This is a genomic window from Corynebacterium sp. HMSC27B11, assembly GCF_001815985.1.
In the GTDB taxonomy this organism is placed as follows: Bacteria; Actinomycetota; Actinomycetes; order Mycobacteriales; family Mycobacteriaceae; genus Corynebacterium.
In genome coordinates this window covers 1-17,317 of record NZ_KV823549.1, presented here as the reverse complement: position 1 = coordinate 17,317, position 17,317 = coordinate 1, and the positions used below count along the sequence as shown (strand labels likewise).

General features: G+C 62.6%; 16 protein-coding genes and 5 tRNA genes. 13 read left to right on the top strand and 8 right to left on the bottom strand.

Going from position 1 to position 17,317, the window contains the following annotated elements:
- The first annotated feature begins 1 nt into the window (after position 1).
- Both HMPREF3097_RS02555 and HMPREF3097_RS02550 read left to right on the top strand, forming a co-directional pair.
- On the top strand, positions 2-1,054 hold the full coding sequence (locus HMPREF3097_RS02555; protein WP_070760710.1) for an inositol monophosphatase family protein: 1,053 nt from the start codon (positions 2-4) through the stop codon (positions 1,052-1,054).
- Positions 1,055-1,239: 185 nt separating this feature from the next.
- The gene (locus HMPREF3097_RS02550; RefSeq protein ID WP_070758995.1) at positions 1,240-1,539 is read left to right on the top strand and encodes a DUF4193 domain-containing protein; all 300 of its coding nucleotides are present in this window, start codon (positions 1,240-1,242) and stop codon (positions 1,537-1,539) included.
- 67 nt (positions 1,540-1,606) lie between these two features.
- On the opposite strand, the gene HMPREF3097_RS02545 is transcribed toward HMPREF3097_RS02550, so the two are convergent.
- The gene (locus HMPREF3097_RS02545) at positions 1,607-2,128 is read right to left on the bottom strand and encodes a DUF3093 domain-containing protein (RefSeq protein ID WP_070760708.1); all 522 of its coding nucleotides are present in this window, start codon (positions 2,126-2,128) and stop codon (positions 1,607-1,609) included.
- Positions 2,129-2,349: 221 nt separating this feature from the next.
- Between HMPREF3097_RS02545 and dut the strand changes: the two genes are divergently transcribed.
- From dut to HMPREF3097_RS02505, 8 genes are all read left to right on the top strand, one after another.
- Positions 2,350-2,799 carry a dUTP diphosphatase gene (gene dut, locus HMPREF3097_RS02540; protein ID WP_070758993.1) on the top strand — a complete coding sequence of 150 codons (450 nt, stop codon included), beginning with the start codon at positions 2,350-2,352 and terminating at the stop codon, positions 2,797-2,799.
- 116 nt (positions 2,800-2,915) lie between these two features.
- Positions 2,916-3,662 (top strand): DUF3710 domain-containing protein, encoded by a 747-nt coding sequence (locus HMPREF3097_RS02535; RefSeq protein ID WP_070760706.1) that lies wholly within the window; start codon positions 2,916-2,918, stop codon positions 3,660-3,662.
- The gene (locus tag HMPREF3097_RS02530; RefSeq protein ID WP_070760704.1) at positions 3,655-4,905 is read left to right on the top strand and encodes a class I SAM-dependent RNA methyltransferase; all 1,251 of its coding nucleotides are present in this window, start codon (positions 3,655-3,657) and stop codon (positions 4,903-4,905) included. The genes HMPREF3097_RS02535 and HMPREF3097_RS02530 overlap by 8 nt, the downstream gene beginning before the upstream one ends.
- A 70-nt stretch (positions 4,906-4,975) precedes the next feature.
- On the top strand, positions 4,976-6,865 hold the full coding sequence (gene dxs / locus HMPREF3097_RS02525; protein WP_210398514.1) for a 1-deoxy-D-xylulose-5-phosphate synthase: 1,890 nt from the start codon (positions 4,976-4,978) through the stop codon (positions 6,863-6,865).
- 223 nt (positions 6,866-7,088) lie between these two features.
- Positions 7,089-8,048, top strand: coding sequence for a siderophore ABC transporter substrate-binding protein (locus HMPREF3097_RS02520; protein WP_246821216.1), 960 nt, complete (start codon positions 7,089-7,091; stop codon positions 8,046-8,048).
- An 89-nt stretch (positions 8,049-8,137) separates the two neighbouring features.
- Entirely contained in the window at positions 8,138-9,283 is a 1,146-nt protein-coding gene (locus HMPREF3097_RS02515; protein WP_070760698.1) for an iron chelate uptake ABC transporter family permease subunit, read from the top strand.
- 92 nt (positions 9,284-9,375) lie between these two features.
- On the top strand, positions 9,376-10,305 hold the full coding sequence (locus tag HMPREF3097_RS02510) for an iron chelate uptake ABC transporter family permease subunit (protein WP_246821214.1): 930 nt from the start codon (positions 9,376-9,378) through the stop codon (positions 10,303-10,305).
- Positions 10,302-11,057, top strand: a complete 756-nt coding sequence (locus HMPREF3097_RS02505; protein ID WP_070760694.1) for an iron ABC transporter ATP-binding protein — start codon at positions 10,302-10,304, stop codon at positions 11,055-11,057. Before HMPREF3097_RS02510 ends, HMPREF3097_RS02505 begins: the two co-directional genes overlap by 4 nt.
- 114 nt (positions 11,058-11,171) lie before the next feature.
- Here the strand turns inward: HMPREF3097_RS02505 and HMPREF3097_RS02500 are convergent, their stop codons facing one another.
- A complete protein-coding gene (locus tag HMPREF3097_RS02500; protein WP_371260069.1) occupies positions 11,172-11,840 on the bottom strand; it encodes a DUF3000 domain-containing protein in 669 nt (222 codons plus the stop codon).
- Positions 11,841-11,956: 116 nt separating this feature from the next.
- Between HMPREF3097_RS02500 and hemE the strand changes: the two genes are divergently transcribed.
- Positions 11,957-13,078, top strand: coding sequence for a uroporphyrinogen decarboxylase (hemE, locus tag HMPREF3097_RS02495; protein WP_070760690.1), 1,122 nt, complete (start codon positions 11,957-11,959; stop codon positions 13,076-13,078).
- Positions 13,075-14,478, top strand: coding sequence for a protoporphyrinogen oxidase (gene hemG, locus HMPREF3097_RS02490; RefSeq protein WP_070760688.1), 1,404 nt, complete (start codon positions 13,075-13,077; stop codon positions 14,476-14,478). The genes hemE and hemG overlap by 4 nt, the downstream gene beginning before the upstream one ends.
- A gap of 94 nt (positions 14,479-14,572) precedes the next feature.
- Here hemG and msrB read toward each other — a convergent pair whose 3' ends face one another.
- The 6 genes from msrB to HMPREF3097_RS02460 form a co-directional block, all read right to left on the bottom strand.
- Positions 14,573-14,983: a peptide-methionine (R)-S-oxide reductase MsrB gene (msrB, locus tag HMPREF3097_RS02485; protein WP_070758982.1), complete on the bottom strand. Its 411-nt coding sequence runs from the start codon at positions 14,981-14,983 to the stop codon at positions 14,573-14,575.
- A 7-nt stretch (positions 14,984-14,990) separates the two neighbouring features.
- Positions 14,991-16,229 (bottom strand): glycosyltransferase family 87 protein, encoded by a 1,239-nt coding sequence (locus HMPREF3097_RS02480; RefSeq protein WP_246821213.1) that lies wholly within the window; start codon positions 16,227-16,229, stop codon positions 14,991-14,993.
- A 179-nt stretch (positions 16,230-16,408) separates the two neighbouring features.
- Positions 16,409-16,484 (bottom strand) — tRNA-Gly (locus HMPREF3097_RS02475).
- 31 nt (positions 16,485-16,515) lie between these two features.
- Positions 16,516-16,587, bottom strand: a tRNA-Val gene (locus HMPREF3097_RS02470).
- 34 nt (positions 16,588-16,621) lie between these two features.
- Positions 16,622-16,693, bottom strand: a tRNA-Cys gene (locus HMPREF3097_RS02465).
- Between the two features lie 53 nt (positions 16,694-16,746).
- Positions 16,747-16,822, bottom strand: a tRNA-Gly gene (locus tag HMPREF3097_RS02460).
- A gap of 315 nt (positions 16,823-17,137) precedes the next feature.
- Here HMPREF3097_RS02460 and HMPREF3097_RS02455 point away from each other — a divergent pair.
- A tRNA-Val gene (locus HMPREF3097_RS02455) sits at positions 17,138-17,209 on the top strand.
- Positions 17,210-17,317 lie beyond the last annotated feature (108 nt).

Here is a 17,317-nt window from a genome sequence, read left to right as displayed (position 1 = left end):
AATGCTACACATCAGTGGTATCTGTGGAGGCATGACCGAGACCTTGTTGCTTGATAAAACCACCACCGACCACGCTCCGGCGGTAATCTCCGGCGGGGCGAGCGTGCACGAGCTGCAAGCCGCGGCTGAAGAGGTCGCGGCACTCGCCGCTGCCTTGGTGTTGCGCACTCGTCGGGAACGCACCGATGGTGAGGCGGTGGCGGGCTCCATCATCGAGCTGATGGGTTCGGCGATGCCGGTGGCTCAGACCAAGTCTTCCGCAGTCGACCCCGTCACCGAAGCAGACCGCGGCGCGGAGACGTTCATCCGCGAGTGGCTGCATCACAGGTTCCCGCAGGCCACCGTGATCGGCGAGGAGGAGGGTGCGGATAGTTCTGCCCCCGCTGCAGGATCCTTGGGTGCCGATCCTGGGGACTCTGCAGGGCCAAGGCTGGAGTGGATCGTGGATCCGATCGACGGCACCGTCAATTTCGTCTACGGGATTCCCGCCTTCGCTGTGTCGGTGGCAGCTGCCCTCGACGGGGTGCCGGTAGCTGGCGCGGTCGTGGACGCCGCCCATGGCCATGTCTTCGGCGCCTGTGTCGGCGGCCCCGCGACAGTCGCTCCCGTTGATTTGAGGAGCGAGGAGGCAGTCGTCGGTGAACGCAAGAACATCAGTCGGCAGGAGGCACGAAAGGACGCTGCACAGGCGCTCGTGGCGACCGGTTTTTCCTACGACGCTGAACGCCGTCAGCGGCAGGCACGCGTGCTGGGCGCCGTACTGCCCCACGTGCGGGACATCCGACGCCTGGGCTCCGCCGCGCTCGACCTCTGCATGGTGGCCAGCGGTCAGGTGGACGGCTACTACGAGCACGGGCTTAACGGGTGGGACTTCGCTGCCGGGGCGTTGATTGCTGCCCGAGCGGGCGCAACCGTGGTTACCCCCACGCTGAACTACACGGCGGAGAGCGGGCTGCCCATCATCGCTGGCGTGCCGGGGGTGCAGGAAGAACTCGAAAAAATGCTGCTGAGCCAGGGTGCAGGGGGTAGCATCGAGCAACTTTCTTTGCCCTGAGTATGGGGGAGGTGACAAGTGTGCACCTCATGGCCTAATATCCGCGTTCAGCACACATGAGGCGCCCTCGACTAGGGGCCGAATGGCTGCCGTGAAGAATGGGCTTGTGGCCCGCGATACGGCAGGTGGCGGGGATCCCGCCCAAGAACTGATGAGCATCATCCGAGGAGTGTGGGAGGACAACGATGGCCACGGACTACGATGCACCACGGCGAAGCGACGAGGAAGAGCTGGAGACCGATTCTCTCGAAGGCTTGAAGGCCGCTGAGAAGGCGGAGCCAGCGATCTCGGACACCGACGATGGCGAAATCGTGGAACCCTTCGAACTGCCGATGGAGGAAGTCTCCGGCGAGGAACTGTCCACCACGGTCACGCCAAAGCAGAACGACGAGTTCACCTGCTCCGAGTGCTTCCTCGTGCAGCACCGCAGCCGTATCGGTGAGAAGATCAGCGATACCGAGTTCATCTGCATCGACTGCGCTTAAGACATAAAAAGACCCGGCCTGTGGGTGTAACACCGAGCAGACCGGGAGCGCGGAGGCGCTGGGAACCCTAGTAAATGGGCCTTCCCAGCGCCTCCAGCAGTTCCTGGGGGTTCTTGCTGGAGACCAGCCAGTAGGGGGTGGGATCCAACGGGTCATCGAGCACGAGCATCGCCATCGTCGGAATCCAGCCCTTGTGAATGACGAAAGCGGCAGGATCAAGCTGGCGTCCCAACGCAGCTTGCTTCGCGGTGGGCGGGATGACCAGCGTGCGGTCGACCACGGAGGCCGGTAGCTGGGCGTCTCCCGCGCGGATGATCCTGCCACCCTGGGAGTCTTCCACGACCTCGACCTTCGTCCGAGAAAGCGCGATGAGCCCCCAGGCCGCGAGGGCAGCCGCGATCACGCCCGCCACGATCGACCACCACCAGTCGCGTCCCATTTGAGCCTGCCAAGCGATGATAGCCACCACGCCGGCGGCGACGAGCCACCAGGACAGCGGAACGCGCTGGGTCTCGCTGTACAGCACCCGCGTGCCCGCCGCCTCGTCGGTCTTCGCCGGTGGGGTCGATGCTCCGTTCGCAGCGTCCATGACTCGCAGAGTGCTCCTCGTCTACATGTGGATCTTTACCCGGGCCCGGCCTCGCAGGCGGTGAGGCGCCATACCGAGCCGTTATTGGGTGGCAATTACCGGCCACCATCTTACCCACACACCACCAGGTGTTCCGAAGCCGCCGTGGCTCCCACCAAGGAGGAGACTTTCCTACAGCGGGCCAATAACGAGATGGGAACGACCTTGTAGAGTGGAGCCTCATGAGCAGCCCGTTGGAAATTTTTCAGATTGATCCATCTCTCCCGCTACCGAACCGGGCACACCCCGAAGATGCGGGCATCGATCTTTACTCCGCCGAGGACATCACCTTGAACCCCGGGCAGCGCAGCCTGGTGGGGACGGGCATTGCGATGGCGGTGCCGGTCGGCAAGGTTGGTCTGGTTCACCCGCGCAGCGGACTGGCGGTGAAGAAGGGATTGTCGATCGTTAATGCGCCCGGCACCATCGATGCGGGATATCGGGGGGAGGTCAAGGTCAACCTGATCAACCTTGACCCGCAAGAAACAATCAGCATCAGCCGGGGTGAACGCATCGCTCAGCTGCTCATTCAGGAGGTCAGCCTCTGCGACGTCGTGGCTGTGGACAGCATTGAGCAACTCGGGGAGACCGCCCGCGGAAGTGGTGGCCACGGCTCCACCGGCACGCGTTGATGCGGGGTCGGGGCAGCTGGTCCCGATAGCCGATTGAGTTTAATTTCCAGCTTTTAAACCCCAACGGTGGCGCTATCCAGCGCCGCGTTGGCAAGTGCGGAAGGAATGTTTAAAAAATGTGGCCATTTTCTAAGAAGAAAAACGAACCCAGCGGTGCAGATCCAAGCGCACCTCAGAGCCAGGCCGAGCAGGAGGTCTCCGACGCGACGGAAAACGCCGCAGGCGGACCGCTAGACGCTGACCAACCCGTCCAGGGTGAGGACTTTGGGCCCTTCGACGGGGACACGCTGGACTACCGTGAATACAATTTCAGCGATTTCGCCAAGGGCGGGCTCGACCTGGGGTCCATGATGATCCCGGTCCCACACGAGGCCGAGGTACAGGTGGAGATGGGCGATGATGGCCCGCAAATGCTCCACATCCTCACCCCCTTCGGCCGGGTCACCCCGGTGGCCTTCGCCGCCCCAACCACCGGCGAACTCTGGGATAACACGGTGCCTACCCTCATCGAGGGCATGGCAGCCGACGGGCTGGAGGCAACCACCGAGGAAGGCCCCTGGGGCGCGGAGATCGTTGCAGAGTCCGGTGAGGGCACACTCCGAGTTATTGGGGCGACCGGCCCGCGATGGATGCTGCGCATGACGCTCGCCGGCCCACAGGAGGCAGCTGAGCAGATGGCGGCGCTGGGCCGCGAGATCATCGCCCGCACCTTCGTTGTTCGCGGCACGGACCCAATCCCTGCCGGCGATCCGTTGCCGGTTCAGCTGCCGCAGGCCATGGTTGAGGAGCTGGCGCGACACCTGCAGGAGCAGCAGAATGCCCCGGCACAGCAGCAGGATCCCAACGAGGACGGCAATGACTAGCCCGGAGACCGTCACTCTGGATCTGGATCAACCCGGCCACCGAGGTGTGGTCATCGGCCAGCACGACGGACAGATCGTTTTTGTGCGTGGCGGGTTGCCCGGGGAGAAGGGGGTCGAGGTTGCGCTGGACCCGGCTAAAAAGAACGGCAAGCAAAGGTTCCGCACTGGTCAAGCGCTAGCTATTGACCAGCCGAGCCCGCACCGGGTGGCTGGGCAATGCGACGCTGCTGAGGCCGGAGCTGGTTGCTGCGACCTCGACTTCGTTGATGCCCACGGCTCCCTGGAATTTAAGCAGGCGGTGGTCATCGACCAGTTCCGCCGCCTCGCCAAGTTCGAGCTGCCGCAGGAATTCCTCGATGCTCATGTTCGCGCGACGAGCCTATGGCCTTTTACCCACTACCGCCACCGCGTACGCCTCGGCGTCGACGCGGAAGGGCAGGCCGGGTTGCGGAAGCCGAAGAGCAATGAGATCGTCCCGCTGGCTGAGGTGGAGTGCTCCCAATGGTTGCCCGGGCTGACCGACGGTGTTGGAGGGCTCAATCCCAGTCCACACAGCGAGGTTGTGGTGGGTGTCGGTCGCGACGGTAAGCGCTCCGTCGTGGAGCTCAAGAAGACCCGACGTGGCCGGAAACGCCGTGTTCTCGACGGCGATGGCGATGTGCTGCATTCGCACCTCGGCGTGAGCTGGAAGGTGCCGGTGGACGCGTTCTGGCAGTCTCACATCCAAGCCAGCGCCTATTACGCCCGCTGGGTCGCCGACCGGCTGAACGGGGAGCTGCACACCGTGTGGGATCTCTACGGTGGCTGCGGTGCTCTGTCCGCGGGCCTGCTGGGCTCCGCTCGCAATGTTGAGATTGTGGACGTCGCGAGCAGTGCAACTCGTGCTGGACAGGAAGCCTTCGCTGCAGCCCGGGAAGCCGGCTCAGAAGGGACGGACACGGCCGTTCGGTTCCGCAGCAACGACGTCGGCGCGTGGCTGGAGGACCTCGAGGAGGTCGCGGACCTGGACGCCGTCGTTCTCGACCCGCCACGTACGGGGGCGGGGGCCGCCGTCATTCAGAACATCGCGCAGCACCGCCCCCCGCGGGTGATTCACATCGGCTGCGACCCCGCCACGGCAGCCCGCGACGCGGGTCTGTGGCGAGACGCGGGTTATGAGTTGCGCGAGATGGAGATCGTCGACGCTTTCGGGTTGACCCATCACGTCGAAACACTGATGTACTTCGAGGCGGCGGGCGAATAACGCTGAAGGCGGTGTCCCCACTAAGATGGGGCCAGCGAATTCAATGTGGGATGGAGAGAAACTGAGTTCAATGGGAATCCTTGAAAATATTTCCTCACCAGCGGATCTGAAGATGCTCGATGAGGGCAAGCTGGATCAGCTGGCGCGGGAGATTCGGGAGTTTTTGATTGAAAAAGTTTCCGCGACCGGCGGACACTTGGGTCCGAACCTCGGTGTCGTCGAGCTGACGATGGCGCTGCACCGGGTCTTCGACTCGCCGTCCGACCCCCTGATCTTCGATACGGGACACCAGGCGTACGTGCACAAGATCCTCACGGGGCGCCGCGATCTCTTCGACACGCTGCGACAGAAGGACGGCCTGTCGGGCTACCCTGACCGCGCGGAAAGCCCGCATGACTGGACCGAGTCCTCCCACGCCTCGGCATCCCTTTCTTATGCCGACGGGCTGGCCAAGGCCTTCGAGCTCAGCGGCCAGTCTCACCGTCACGTCGCGGCTGTCGTTGGTGATGGGGCACTCACAGGTGGCATGTGCTGGGAGGCGCTGAACAACATCGCCACCGGCAAGAAGCGCTCGATCGTCATCGTCGTCAACGACAATGGGCGTTCCTACTCGCCGACCATCGGCGGGCTGGCGGAGAACCTCGCTGCACTTCGCTTGCAGCCTGCCTACGACAAGGTCATGGAGTCCGGGAAAAACACCCTCGGCCGCATGGGCTGGGTTGGGGACCGTGCATTCCAGCTGATTTCCGGTCTCAAGGAAGGGGTCAAGCACTCCATCCTCCCGCAGGAAATGTTCTCCGACCTGGGGCTGAAGTACATCGGTCCGGTTGATGGGCACGATATCGGCCAGGTGGAGAACGCACTGCGTTACGCCAAGGACTACGGCGGCCCCGTCATCGTCCACACGATCACCCACAAAGGCAAGGGCTTCGACCCTGCGGAGAACGACGAAGCTGATCAGATGCACGCCACGGGTGTGATCGACCCAGTCACCGGTGTGCCGAAGGAAGCCTCGAAGCCTGGCTGGACCCAGGTGTTCTCCTCCCACCTCATCGAGCGGGCGGGGGAGAGGGATGACGTCGTGGCGATCACCGCCGCGATGGCCGGCCCCACTGGACTCGCTGAGTTTGGTGAGGTCTTTCCGCAGCGCACCTTTGACGTCGGCATCGCAGAGCAGCATGCCGTCACCTCCGCGGCTGGCCTTGCCCTGGGCGGCTTGCATCCGGTTGTTGCGGTGTATTCGACCTTCCTCAACCGCGCCTTCGACCAGATGCTGATGGATGTCGGTCTGCTGGGGCTGGGCGTGACCTTTGTGCTGGATCGCGCTGGGATTACCGGCCCGGATGGTGCCAGCCACAACGGTATGTGGGACATGTCCATCACCGGAATTGTGCCGGGGATTCATGTCGCTGCTCCTCGCGACGGAGCGCAACTGCGCGTGGCGCTGGACCGGTGCCTCGATGTTGACGACGCCCCCACCGTCGTGCGCTTCCCGAAGGGCAGCGTTCCGGCAGACATTCCTGCCCTGCGGCAGGAGGAGAGCTACGACGTCCTGTTCGACCACCGCTCGACCGATGGGGACGGTGCGAAGAAGCTGCTGGTGATTAACTACGGCGCGCTCGTGGGGCAGTCCCGGGCGGCAGCTGAGGCGGCCAAGGCGAAGGGCTGGGAGTCTGCGGTCGTGGATCCACACTGGGTCTACCCGGTCTCCGAGGAACTCGTCGAGCTCGCCAGCGATGCCGACCTAGTGGTGACGGTCGAGGATAACGGTATCCACGGCGGGGCCGGTTCTGCGCTGCAGGCGGCATTGAGCGCTGCAGAGGTGGATACTCCGGTGCGTTTGCTCGCGGTGCCGCAGGAGTACCTCGCGCACGCATCGCGGGGAGAAGTGCTCGAGGAAGTGGGCCTCGATGTGGCATCCGTGGAGGAGCGCGTGACGGGGTGGCTCGACCGCTTCTAGTGGCATTTACCCCCTGTTCACCCGCCAACGGGGGTAATTAGAAACAATAATGTTGCCTAATTCCGCGAAGGGTTCAATTTAGGCTTGCCTATCTTCACTGTCTTTGACAGTATCTAGGGGGACTTAGGGCAAGCTAACCTTGCTTGTTCGGTCAACTTTCGGAATAATACCGGCCGTATCTGCCTGCAGAGGCGGACCGGGACGAACTAGGAAGAGCAAAAGATTGAAGATCTCACACGCACTCGTTGCAGCAGCTGCCGGATTCTCTCTGCTCCTCACGGGCTGCGCAGCCGAGGACAACTCCGCCGAGAATAACTCCGCGTCCAGCCAGCAGAATAACGCGGATCGGACCTATACCCTCGAAGCTGAAAACGGCACCGTCGAGCTGAAGTCCGAGCCGAAGCGCATCGTCGTCCTCGACTACGCTTCCCTCGATACCCTGGCTGCGCTGGGAGAGAAGGACCGCGTCGTGTCCACCGCCAAGGCTGCCACCATGCCGAAGGCTGCAGAGGGGATCGAGGCTAACGCTGGTTCTCTGAAGGAGCCGGACATGGAAGCCATCGCCGAAGCAGATCCGGATCTGATCCTCATCGGCGGTCGTCAGGCGAAGATGCTCAAGGAGTTCGAGAAGATCGCCCCGACCGCGAACATGACGATCAACTACGATCACTACACGATCGAGAGCAATCTGGAGCGCGTCGAGGCCCTGGGCAAGCTCTTCGGCAAGGAGGCCGAAGCGAAGGAGAAGGCTGACGAGATCCGCGAGCGCGTGAAGAAGATCTCCGAGTCCGTTCCGGCTGATAAGAAGGAAGCCGCCGTCTTGATGACCAACGGTGGCGAGATCAGCCTCTACGGTGCGGATTCCCGCTTCGGCCTGGTCTTCAACGACCTGGGCTTCACCCCGGCAGGCGGCATCAAGAGCGATAGCGCCCACGGTGAGAACGCTTCCTTCGAGCTGCTGAAGAAGATCAACCCGAAGACCATGTTCGTTCTCGACCGCGACGCAGCGATCGGTCAGGAGGGTCACTCCGCTAAGGCCACCCTCGACAACGAGCTGGTCAAGCAGACGGATGCGGCCAAGGAGGACCGGATCTACATGCTGAGCGGTGCTGATTGGTACCTCAACGGTGGCGGTATCGCCGGCATGAACACCATGCTCGATGATATCGAGCAGGCACTCTAATAAAACAACAACCGCGTCACGGGAACCCCGGGGCGCGGTTCAATCACGTAACTAGCGAGCGAGACGGTAGTAGGAGAGTAGCGAGCAAGATGGGTACCAACGGTTCCGTGAGCACCCTGACGAGGCAGGCAGGGGCTCCCTTGTCACATGCCCCGCAGACCTCGTACCAGGATCAGGTCGGTGCTCAGCGCGCCGCTGCCGACACCGCTGCGGGGAGCAATTCCGCGGCAACAGCCGAATACGCAGACCAGAAAGCGCGTCGTTCGCGCGGCCCCGTCTATGCCATGATCCTGGCGGGCGTTCTCGTTCTGCTCTCGCTGCTCAGCCTGATGCTGGGGGCTGCGGATGCGGATTCCTCGGTTGTCGCAGTTTCCCGTATCCCGCGCACTCTCGCTGCCTTGCTGGCCGGATCCGCGTTGGCCATGGGCGGGCTGATCATGCAGCTGCTGGCACGTAACCGCTTCGTCGAAGCCTCTACCGTCGGCTCCACGGAGTCCGCGATGGCAGGACTGCTGGCCATCGCGCTACTGCTCCCCGGTGCCCCGATGTGGGCGAAGCTCGGGATGGCCAGCCTCACCGCGCTCATCGGCACGATCGGATTCCTGTTCATCGTGTCTCGCATCAAGGTGCGAACCGGATTCACCGTCCCACTGGTCGGCATCATCTACGGTGGCATCATTGGCGCGGCCACCACGTTTTTCGCATACTCCTTCGACCTGCTGCAGAGCCTCGGTGCGTGGCAGCTCGGATCCTTCGCAGGTGTGCTCCGTGGCCGCTACGAGCTCCTCTGGCTCGTCGCAGTGCTCGCCCTCGCAGCCTATGTCCTCGCTGACCGGTTGACTCTGCTCGGCCTGGGCCACGACCTGGCTAAGGGAGTGGGCGTCCGCGTCAAGCTCGTCGAGTACTCTGCCATCGTCATCGTGGCTGTCATCGCGGCTGTCACCGTCACCGTCGTGGGTGCTATCCCGTTCATCGGGCTGATCGTCCCGAACCTGGTTCGCGCACGCATTGGTGACAACGCTCGCAAGGCACTGCCTTGGGTCGCGGCCTGCGGCGCAGTCATGACGCTGGGCGGGGACATTCTGAGCCGCGTCATCCGTTACCCATACGAAATCCCGGTGGGTACCGTTCTTGGCGTGCTGGGTGCTGCCGTATTCCTCTACATCTTGATTCGCGGGGCTCGCATCCAGAACTCAACGAAGCCAAAGCTGTTCCGTCGCGCTCGTCGCGGCTAACGATAGTAAGGAAAGGTTAGCTTTTGCTGGGACGCGTGACACACGCATCGAGCACGAAGCGGGATGATTCGAAGAGGCCACGGCGCACGTTCGTGGCGGTACTCCTCATTACCGTAGCGCTGGTAGGCCTGTTCATCTTGTGGCAGCTTCCCCGCGCCTGGGGTTTTGTACTGCCCATGCGGTTGACCACCGTCGGCGCGCTCGCTGTGGCCGGGATTACCGCTGGCGTATCCACCGTGGTCTTTCACACACTGACCCGGAACCATATTTTGACCCCGGGCCTGATCGGTTTCGATTCAATTTATGTGCTGATCAACACGCTGATCGTGTTTTTCCTCGGCAGCGGTGCGCTGAGTGGCATGCACCCCATCGCGGGCTTCGTGCTGAATACGGTGATCATGGTCGTTTTTGCCGTAGTCGTGTTCAGCCCCCTGGTGACATCGACGACGATGACCCTGGACGTTCTGCTGCTCATTGGTGTGGTGTGCGGGATCTTCTTTAGGTCGCTGGCCGGACTTCTGCAGAAGATGATCGACCCCAATGAGTACCAGGTGCTGCAGGATGCCTTCTTTGCATCCTTCACCGGTATCGACCGGCCGCTGTTGGTCTTTACACTGCTGGTGACGATCGTTGTCTGCGCCTGGATCTGGCATAAACGCCATGTGCTCGATGTCATGGCGCTGGGGCAAGAGACATCCATTGGCCTGGGCGTGGGGTACCGCAAGGAAAGCCTGCTCCTGCTCGCCGCGATCACCATCCTGGTAGCAGCCTCCACCGCGCTGGTCGGCCCGATCCTGTTCTTAGGGCTCATTGTCGCGCACCTGGCTTACCGGGCGACGGGTACGACCCGGCATACCTGGACCCTCCCGGTTGCGGCTCTGCTCGGCGTTTCCTCCCTCGTGGGCGCGCAGTTTATTCTGGGCCAGATTCTTGGCTACGGCACCACCGTCTCAGTGCTGATTGAATTTGTGGGCGGTATTTTGTTCCTGTTCCTGCTCTTGCGGAAGGAGAAACTCAAGTGATTGAGACCAAGCAACTCAGCAAACGCTACGGTGATTCGCTGGTTCTGGATCACGTCGACCTTCGTATCCCCGAGGGCGGAGTCACCAGTATTATCGGAGCCAACGGAGCAGGAAAATCCACCCTGCTGACTGCGATCGCGCGCCTGATCGACGCCGATGGTGGCACCGCGGAGGTCGCGGGAATGGACGTATACGCCACGGACACCCGAGAGCTCGCGAAGATTCTCGCGGTCCTCCGGCAGGAAAACCACACCTTGAGCCGAATTCGGGTGAGGGAGCTGGTGGCTTTCGGACGCTTCCCACATTCCCGGGGCCGGCTCACGGCCGAGTGCGAAGAAGCCGTCGATGCGGCGATTGAGACGATGGAACTCGGTGAGATCGCCGATAAGTTCATCGACGAGCTCTCCGGCGGACAGCGCCAGCGCGCCTTCGTTGCGATGGTGCTCGCCCAGGACACCGAATACATCCTGCTGGACGAGCCGCTGAACAACCTCGATATGAAGCACTCCGTGTCAATGATGCGCACGATTAAGGCTGCCGCCCACGAGCAGGGCCGCACCGTCGTCATCGTCATTCACGACATCAACATGGCCGCCGCGTTCTCCGACCGGCTTGTTGCAATGAAGAACGGCAAGGTCCACACCACGGGGACGCCGGAGGAGGTCATGACCGAGGAGACGCTCAGCAGCCTCTATGACTTTCCCGTTCAGGTCGAGCGGATCCACGGTCGACCGACCGCCATCTACTACTAGAGGCAGATGGGATAAAACCAACCCCGGCCTTGCAGTGACAACCTGCAGGGGCCGGGGTTGAATATTTGCATTCGCGCCGCCTGTCGACGCGAATAGAACGAGCGTTAGGTGAGCCTAGAAGCGCGGCAGCTGCGAGACACCCTCCGGCGGAAGGCCAGCGACGTTCGCCAAGACATTCGCGAAGGCCTGGACGTGGCCTTCCAGATCAACGCCTGTCGCGGTCCAGGACGCACGCATCTCCAGCTGGAAGGCGCGCGGTGGCCCACCGATCTCGCCGTAGCGTACGGAGGCCGTGGAGGTGACGGTGCCACCGAGATCGGAGTACTCGGCACCAGGGCCACCAAGCTCCTCGGTAAGCCAGTCCCACGCGACCTCGGGCAGCAGCGGGTCGGACGCGACGTCGGCGTCCATATCGGCCTGGATATAGGCGACCATGCGCATCTTGGCTCCCTGCCACGGCTCCTCGCCGTGCGGGTCGTGGAGAAGAATGAGCCGGCCGAAGGCATCCCCGGCGGCCACCGTGCCATCTGGCTCTTCCTGCGAGGCAATGCGGTCAGCCAGATCCACCTGGCTGATCTCCAGGCCGATCGCGTGGCTCAGTGGCGCGAGGTTACGCGGTGGCCGAATCTCCGCGATGGTGATGCCCGAGCGCAGGGGTGCCTCCGACATCGACTTCACGGCGTGCTCGAAATACTCCGGCGTCTGTTCAGGCTCCGCCTCGGGGGTGCGGACGCCGAGCGCGGTTGCTCCCGGGCGCTGGTGATTGTCTTTCGCGTTGTTCAGCTCATTCACAATGTCTAAACCTAGCCTTTAAGGTTTTTGGTGGGGGTTGCCACGCCGAGGGAAGCCCAAGAAGACCGCCATTACCACCTGCCGGTTATTTGGGGATAGCTGGCATAATGGGAGCCATGACTAATGAGTTGTTGACGCCCGATCTCGCTGCAGCCTCTGCCGCCCGACGCGCCGATGCGGACGCCCCGTACCTGGCGGCGGTGCGTGGCGAGAAGCCATCCCGCCGACCTGTGTGGATGATGCGCCAGGCCGGCCGCTCCCTGCCGGAATACCGCAAGGTTCGCGAGGGCATTCCGATGCTGGATTCCTGCTTCATGCCGGATCTGCTCGCTGAGATCACCATGCAGCCCGTCGTTCGCCACGATGCCGATGCTGCGATTCTTTTCAGCGACATCGTTGTCCCGCTGAAGGCCGCCGGGATGGACGTCGAGATCGTCGCTGGGCGCGGTCCAGTCATGGGGGAGGCGGTGCGCACCGCCGAGCAGATCGCGAACATCCCGGACCTCGAGCCCGACCAGCTCGGCCCGATCGTGGAGGGCATCGGGCAGATCCTCGAGCGCCTGCGCACGGACCAGGTACTCATTGGTTTCGCGGGAGCTCCGTTCACGGTAGCTAGCTACTTGATCGAGGGTGGGCCGTCGAAGAACCATGAGGTCACCAAGGCGATGATGTACGCCGAGCCACAGTTGTGGCACGCGCTCATGGAAAAGCTTAGCCCGATGATCGCGCACTTCCTCCAGGCGCAGATCGAGGCCGGCGTGGACGCAATCCAGCTTTTCGACTCCTGGGCAGGCTTCCTCACCGCCCGCGATTACCGGGAGTACGTCGCCCCGTATTCCCAGAAGATCCTCGATGCGGTGCGGCCGTACGGTATCCCAATGACGCACTTCGGCGTCGGCACTGGCGAGTTGCTGGTCGACCTGGCGAAGGTTGGTCCGGATGTGGTGGGCGTGGACTGGCGCGTGCCGATGAACGTCGCCGCGAAGCGGGTGCAGGAGGCGCTACCAGACCAGACCCCGAAGGTTTATCAGGGAAACCTCGACCCGGCGGTGCTCTTTGCAGGCCGTGACGTGATCCGCGAGCACGTGCAGCGGATCGCCGCCGAAGCCGATGAGGCCATCGAATTGGGCTATTCCCGGGGCCACATCTTTAACCTTGGCCACGGTGTGATGCCACACACGGACGCCGACGCCATCACCGCAGCCTTCGAGGAGGTTCACAACTCATGACCACGGCGCGAAAGCCACGCATTGCCGTTATCGGCGGCGGGATCGCCGGAGTCAGCGCGGTCTGGCAGCTGCGCCAACAGCTCGGGGATCGCGCCCAGCTGATGCTCGCCGAGGCCTACGGGCGCCTGGGCGGGAAGCTAAAGACGGTGCGCTTTTCCACCGGTCCCGTGGATATGGGAGCCGAGGCGTTCCTGAGCTTCGACCAGCCGTTCATGGAACTGATCGACAAGCTGGGAATGAGCTCCGAGCTACGTACCCCCTCTACGGCGCGCTCGTCCTTCCTGGTGGATGGCAAGTTCGTTGACATCCCGCGGGAGACCCTGATGGGCATTCCTGTCTCGGCTGATGCGGTGTCCGAGATCCTCAGCCCTGCGGAAGCTGCCCGGCTGGATGCTGAGCGCGATGGCCAGCCGATGACGTGGAACGCGGGCGACGACACCACCGTGGGCACGCTCGTTGAGGCCCGGTTGGGCAAGGCTGTGGTGGATAAGCTGGTCTCCCCGCTTCTGGGTGGGGTGTACTCCTGCAGCGCCTACGATCTCGGTGTGCGGGCAACCCTGCCACAGCTGGCAGCGGCACTGGATCGCGCAGGCGAGGGAGGTCAGGGCTTCTTCCTGCTCGACGTGGTGGAAGATCTGCTGGCGAAGCGTCGGGCCACTGCGGTGGGCGGTGGGGGATCACCGTTCCGCTCCTTCGACAAGGGCTACCGCAGCCTGATCGAGGAGATGATGCGCCAGGCCGACCCCGAGCTGATCCTGAACTCCGCTGTTGAGTCTCTCGGCCGGACCTCGGACGGCCGGTGGGTGATTGATCCACTGGGGACGGTGGACGCCGTCGTCGTCGCGACCTCCGCGCCGACCGCGTCCGTCATCTTGGAGGACGCTGCGCCGGTGGCGGCGGAGGCATTGGGCAGCGTGGAACTCTCGAGCTCTGCGGTGGTGGGTATGCGCTTTGCCTCTGACCACGGTATTCCCGAGCGCTCCGGCGTGCTGCTGGGGTCCAACTCGGGCACCGCGGCGAAAGCCTTCACCTTCAGCTCCAAGAAGTGGCCGCACCTCGCCCAGGGCGGTGGGGCCTTCGTCCGCGCCTCCTTCGGTACCAAGGACGAGCCCTGGTACGTCGACGCTAGTGATCGGGCTCTGTTGGCTTACGCCCTGGAGGACCTGGAGCGGGTCACCGGTGAGCGGAAGACGCCGGAGGAGATCTTCGTGCAGCGCTGGCATGGCGGGATCCCGTGCTACGGGGTTAAGCACGCCGAGAAGATGTCGCAGGTGCTGGATGACGTAGCCGGGGTGCCACGTCTCGCGGTCGCTGGTTCGATGCTCCGCGGCGTCGGGGTGCCAGCTACCGTTGCGACCGGGATCGCTGCGGCAGATAAGATCATTGCCGACTTGGGTTAGGGCCCACGCTGCGCGAAGGCAGTGAGCGACTAAAGCCGGGTGCAGCCCCTAAGGACGGGGCTGCACCCGGCTTTTTCTTCGGGGAGTGGTTGGGCTAAAGCTGGCGGGGCTCGAGGGTCATCGCGATGCTATTGATGCAGTAGCGCAGGTCGGTGGGCGTATCGTAGCCCTCGCCCTCAAAGACGTGCCCCAGGTGGCCGTGGCAGGTCGCGCAGAGAACCTCCACGCGGCGCATGCCGAGGCTCAGATCTTCTCGCAGCACAACCGCATCGCTATCAGCTGGGTCGAAGAAGCTCGGCCAGCCGCACCCAGAGTGGAACTTCTCCGAGGAACGGAAGAGCTCGGAGCCACAGCCGCGGCAACGGTAGACACCCTCGGTTTCGGTATCGACGTACTCGCCGGTGTGGGGGCGCTCGGTGCCAGCCAGTCGCAGCACCTGAAACTCTTCGGGATTGAGGCGCTGGCGCCACTGCTCGTTAGAAAGATTCTGGAAATCTTCGGTCATTGGAAAACTATTCACCTTCCCAGGCTTGGGTTTTGTTCTCTTCCGCTGGCTTGCGATGCCGTCCACCGGAGATGGACGGGGTGGAGCGGTTCAGCAACCAGATCAGCGCGCTGATCGAGATGCTGATGAGCAGCAGCATCCAGCCTACGGTGCCGCGCAGAGTTTCGAAGATTCGCCCGGCCCAGAACCATTGATCCGAGTACCAGCTGTCGATGGCCAGGCACAGGTAGACGCCCAGCCACGCGACTGGATTATGCATTGTCGATCGGCGGAGGAATGCCGTGAAGAGCAGCGGCACGATGAGCAGTGAATAGTACATCTGCCCCAGGGAACTGACGAGGAACACCCCGATCAGCAGCAGCGAGGAGGTGGTGAATGCCCACATCGCGCGATCCCCGGGCCGGGTGGAGTTGCGCCACGGCAGCAGGGTAAATGCGCCGATGAGTACGAGGACGGCGGCGAGAATGCGCCAGAACCAAATCGTTGCGGTGCTGGCCCCGAAGTACACGCCGACACCGACGATCGAGGAGTTCGCGAAGTCGCGGACCTCGCCGAGGTACGGAACGAGGTTGTCGAAGAAGCCCTGGGGCTCAGCCATCAACGCCCAGCCCACGACGTTGCAGACGATAGGTAGGAGGAGAGCCGCAACGAGGCTTAGCCACTGACGTCGAAAGAAGGGAAGAAACAGCAAGACGACGAACTGTGGCTTGATCGTGATTGCGAGTCCCAGCGCGAGCCCGCTGAACACCTGGGAGGTGGTGCCTTCTCGCAGGAGGAAGTACAGGAACAGCGTGGCGAGGAGTAGGAGCACTCCGTTGATATTGGCGAAGAGCAGGTTGTTTTGAACGGCTTCGGTGTTGAACACTGCGACGATGCTGAGTGGCCACAGCGCACAGGAAAGGGACCCCAGCCAGGTCTTAGACCAGCCGCGGGCGGTGTAGATGATGTGGCTGAGGATCCCAAGGGCAATCACGATCGCGATGGCGTTGCCGAAGATATACAGCGCCCGCGCCGCTTCAAAACTGCCGAGGGCTGACAGCGGGCTCAGCAGCATCGTCCCGCCCGGGAGGTAGAGATAGTGCGGGTCGGTGGTGGTGTAGTCCTCGGAGTACACCGGAACGCCCGACCAGAAGCGGTTGATGGCTTCCCATACTGTTGTGAAGTCGTCCGTCGTGCCGCTCTCGTAGGAAGCCCAGATCTTATGCAGGGCGGTGAGGATCGCCAGCGGCCACAGTGCCCAACTCACCCATGGAAAGCGTTCATCGAAGCGGGTGGTCCTAGCGCTGACGCGACGAGGCTCGTCCCGGGTTGGATTCGCGGAGGCAGGCGCTGGGGAAGAGGCAGAGTGGCTCATGGTGTCTTCGAGAATATCGTGGGGATATGAGAAAAGAGGCAACAGTGTGAATACTGCTGCCTCTTCATCTTTGGAGCGGATGACGAGACTCGAACTCGCGACCCTCACCTTGGCAAGGTGATGCGCTACCAACTGCGCTACATCCGCGTGCGAATCCACTGTAATAGTGAACTCACCGTGCGCGATACTGGGATCGAACCAGTGACCCCTTCCGTGTCGGGGAAGTGCTCTACCGCTGAGCTAATCGCGCTAGCTTTCAAGTTCAGCCTCGGGGGCGAACTGAGAGGTGGAAACGGGAATCGAACCCGTGTAGACGGTTTTGCAGACCGTTGCCTAAGCCACTCAGCCATTCCACCGTGGCGTGAAACCCGCCTGATGTGGTGATCCTCCACGTAAAGCAGAGAATACCTGGAGCGGATGACGAGACTCGAACTCGCGACCCTCACCTTGGCAAGGTGATGCGCTACCAACTGCGCTACATCCGCATCGCAACATAGTTTCACCGAGAACCTGTGGTTCACCGGCTGCACGCTGTGCTGCAGCACTAAACGATAGTCAATCGTGTCCGAAGCGACAAATCGCCAGGTGTAGGGCTGAAAATCAGGTCGTTTTAAAGTCACCTCGTTGTTATTTGTCTGTCATTGTTTCTTGTTGGGGCGGGCGGGCACCTGGTGTCGACCTTTCGGGAGGTAATGCTCTTGGGGTGGCCGCTTAGGGGTCGACGCGTATCGTGCCGAATATGTCTTGTGGCCTGCAGGTTTTGGAAAGGCTGTAGCGCTCAGCTAGATTATCTCCTGCAAGGTCCTATAGCTCAGTGGGAGAGCACTTCGTTCACACCGAAGGGGTCACTGGTTCAATCCCAGTTAGGACCACGGTTATTAAGGGGCTGGTCGTCAACGACCGGCCCCTTTTTCGTATCGGGCATCCCCGTTCTAGTTGGGTGGCCGACGGGGGTTAAGTAAAGAAAAGTGTGTCTTTTC

Coding starts and splice junctions, on each gene's coding strand:
- dut (WP_070758993.1), top strand. CDS start 2,350: ATGAGCAGCCCGTTGGAAATTTTTCAGATTGATCCATCTCTCCCGCTA.
- HMPREF3097_RS02550 (WP_070758995.1), top strand. CDS start 1,240: ATGGCCACGGACTACGATGCACCACGGCGAAGCGACGAGGAAGAGCTG.
- HMPREF3097_RS02535 (WP_070760706.1), top strand. CDS start 2,916: ATGTGGCCATTTTCTAAGAAGAAAAACGAACCCAGCGGTGCAGATCCA.
- msrB (WP_070758982.1), bottom strand. CDS start 14,983: ATGACCGAAGATTTCCAGAATCTTTCTAACGAGCAGTGGCGCCAGCGC.
- hemG (WP_070760688.1), top strand. CDS start 13,075: ATGACCACGGCGCGAAAGCCACGCATTGCCGTTATCGGCGGCGGGATC.
- HMPREF3097_RS02545 (WP_070760708.1), bottom strand. CDS start 2,128: ATGGACGCTGCGAACGGAGCATCGACCCCACCGGCGAAGACCGACGAG.
- dxs (WP_210398514.1), top strand. CDS start 4,976: ATGGGAATCCTTGAAAATATTTCCTCACCAGCGGATCTGAAGATGCTC.
- HMPREF3097_RS02515 (WP_070760698.1), top strand. CDS start 8,138: ATGGGTACCAACGGTTCCGTGAGCACCCTGACGAGGCAGGCAGGGGCT.
- hemE (WP_070760690.1), top strand. CDS start 11,957: ATGGGAGCCATGACTAATGAGTTGTTGACGCCCGATCTCGCTGCAGCC.
- HMPREF3097_RS02530 (WP_070760704.1), top strand. CDS start 3,655: ATGACTAGCCCGGAGACCGTCACTCTGGATCTGGATCAACCCGGCCAC.
- HMPREF3097_RS02555 (WP_070760710.1), top strand. CDS start 2: ATGCTACACATCAGTGGTATCTGTGGAGGCATGACCGAGACCTTGTTG.